Here is a 2448-nt window from a genome sequence, read left to right on the forward strand (position 1 = left end):
GGCGCGGCCGGCTTGGCCGCGGCCGGCTCATCCGTGCGCCGCGCGCCGCCGCGCCTGCGGCCCGACGACCGCGAGCTTTCCGCCAGCGTCTCGCCGGAGAGGGCGTCGCCCTGCCAGGCGATCTTGGCGTTGGTGAGCTTCTCGATCGCGTCGAGATGCTTGCCGTCCGAGGGGGCGACCAGGGTGATCGCGACGCCGGTGCGGCCGGCGCGGCCGGTGCGGCCGATGCGGTGCACGTAGTCTTCCGGGTGGATCGGCACGTCGTAGTTGATGACGTGGCTCACGTCCGGGATGTCGAGGCCGCGGGCGGCGACGTCGCTCGCCACCAGCAGGTCCACGTCGCCGTTCTTGAAGCTGTCGAGCGCGGCCATGCGGGCGCGCTGGTCCATGTCGCCGTGCAGGGCCGCGACGCGGAAGCCGTGCTTGTCCAGCGACTTCTGCACCACCGAGATGTCCCGCTTGCGGTTGCAGAACACGATGGCGTTCTTGAAGTTCTCCTGGTCGCGGGCGACGTGGCGCAGCGTGTCGCGCTTGGCGGCCGGGTCGTCGTCGGTCGCCACCAGCAGCTGGGTGATGGAGGCGTTGGTGGAGGAGGCGCGGGCCACCTCGACGCGCTCGGGGTCCCGCAGGAACTGCTGGGTGAGGCGCTGGATCTCCGGCGGCATGGTGGCCGAGAAGAACAGCGTCTGGCGCGCGGCCGGGATCAGCTTGCAGATGCGCTCGATGTCCGGGATGAAGCCCATGTCCAGCATGCGGTCGGCCTCGTCGATGACGAGGATCTCGATGCCGGTCAGCAGCAGGCGCCCGCGCTCGTGGTGGTCGAGCAGGCGGCCCGGGGTCGCGATCAGCACGTCGACGCCGCGGGTCAGCTTGGCGTCCTGATCGCCGAAGGAGACGCCGCCGATCAGCAGCGCCATGGAGATCTTGTGGTTCTGCCCGTAGCGGACGAAATTTTCCTCGACCTGTGCGGCGAGTTCGCGCGTCGGCTCGAGGATGAGCGTGCGCGGCATGCGCGCCCGGGCGCGGCCCTGCTCCAGCCGCGTCAGCATCGGCAGCGTGAACGACGCCGTCTTCCCGGTTCCGGTCTGCGCGATGCCGAGAACGTCGCGCCCGGCGAGCACATGCGGAATGGCGCCCGCCTGGATCGGCGTCGGCTGGGTGTAGCCAGACGCCTCGACGGCGGCGAGCACCTTCGGGCTCAGTCCGAGTTCGGAGAAAGTCATGTCGTCCTTGGAAATCGAAATCGAATGTGGCGGAATCGAACCTGAGGCGCGAAACGCGCCGTCGCTGGAAAACGCCATCGTTCACCGCGACTTGCGATCTGTGGCGGAGATGCGGCATCTACGCTGTTTTGTCAATCTCCGCGAGGGGCCGATCTGGCCTGCGCGCCGCTTCATCGCACCCGAAGGGCAAGAATCATGGCGAAAGAACTGCCGGTCGTCTTCGTGCCCGGCCTCGGTTGCACGGCGCGACTGTTCGCGCATCAGATCGCGGCGCTGGGAGAGGCGCGCTGCCGCGTCGCCGACCACACGCGCCACGACACGATCGGGGCGATCGCCGACAGCCTTCTGGCGGAGGCGCCGGAGCGGTTCGCGCTTGTGGGCCTCTCCATGGGCGGCTACGTGGCGTTCGAGGTCCTGCGCCGGGCGCCCGAGCGGGTGGCGCGTGTGGCGCTGCTCGACACCACGGCCGAGCCGGACACCGACGAAGGCCGGGACCGCCGCCGCACGCTGATCGCGGCCGCGCGCAGGAACAAGCTCGGCGCCATCCATCAGGCCACCTTCGGCCGCTACGTGGACCGCACGCGCGAGAACGACGCGGAGCTTGAGGCGCTGGTGCGGGAGATGTTGTTCGCGACCGGCGCCGAAGCCTTCGCCCGCCAGATGACGGCGATCCTCGACCGGCCGGAACAGGCCTCGCTGCTGCCGGGCGTCGCCTGTCCGGCGCTGGTGCTGGTGGGCGAGAACGACCTGCCGACGCCGCCGGAGCATGCGCGGCGGATGGCGCAGGCGCTTCCCGACGCGCGGCTGGTGACGCTGCCCGGCGTCGGCCACCTGTCGACGATCGAGGCGCCGGAGGCGGTCAGCGCGGAGCTTGCGGCGTTTCTCGACTGAGCGTCGCGCCTATCCGCCGACGCCCTGCCGCATCACGAAGCGCCGCAGCGGGCCGATGGTCTCCAGCGCCTTGAGGCCGAGGCCGCGCGCCAGATGGACCGGCGGGGCGGCGCTGAGAAGCGAGCGGTTCAGCAGGTCGGTCGCCAGCGTGCGGCTGTGCACGTCGCCCGCCCGGTCGCGCTCATAGGCGACGAGCGTGGCGCGGTCGCCGGGATCGCGCCGTTCGGCGAGCGCGAGCGCCACCTGCCGCGCGGCGGAGGCCGCGTCCCGCACGCCGAGCTTGAGCCCCTGCGCGCCGATCGGCGGCAGCACATGGCCGGCTTCGCCCACCAGC

At 71.3% G+C, this 2448-nt stretch carries 3 protein-coding genes; 1 reads left to right on the forward strand and 2 read right to left on the reverse strand.

Annotated features, from left to right (window positions below):
- The coding region (locus tag ACFQ4O_RS16800; protein ID WP_378777412.1) for a DEAD/DEAH box helicase at nucleotides 1-1223 on the reverse strand (1223 nt) is incomplete at its 3' end.
- Between the two features lie 195 nt (nucleotides 1224-1418).
- Here ACFQ4O_RS16800 and ACFQ4O_RS16805 point away from each other — a divergent pair.
- Nucleotides 1419-2114, forward strand: a complete 696-nt coding sequence (locus ACFQ4O_RS16805) for an alpha/beta fold hydrolase (RefSeq protein WP_378777414.1) — start codon at nucleotides 1419-1421, stop codon at nucleotides 2112-2114.
- Between the two features lie 9 nt (nucleotides 2115-2123).
- On the opposite strand, the gene ACFQ4O_RS16810 is transcribed toward ACFQ4O_RS16805, so the two are convergent.
- Nucleotides 2124-2448: FAD-dependent monooxygenase (locus ACFQ4O_RS16810; protein ID WP_378777416.1), on the reverse strand; the 325-nt coding region annotated here is incomplete at its 5' end.

Origin of the sequence: Methylopila musalis, from assembly GCF_042679725.1 — a bacterium.
In the GTDB taxonomy this organism is placed as follows: domain Bacteria; phylum Pseudomonadota; class Alphaproteobacteria; order Rhizobiales; family Methylopilaceae; genus Methylopila; species Methylopila musalis.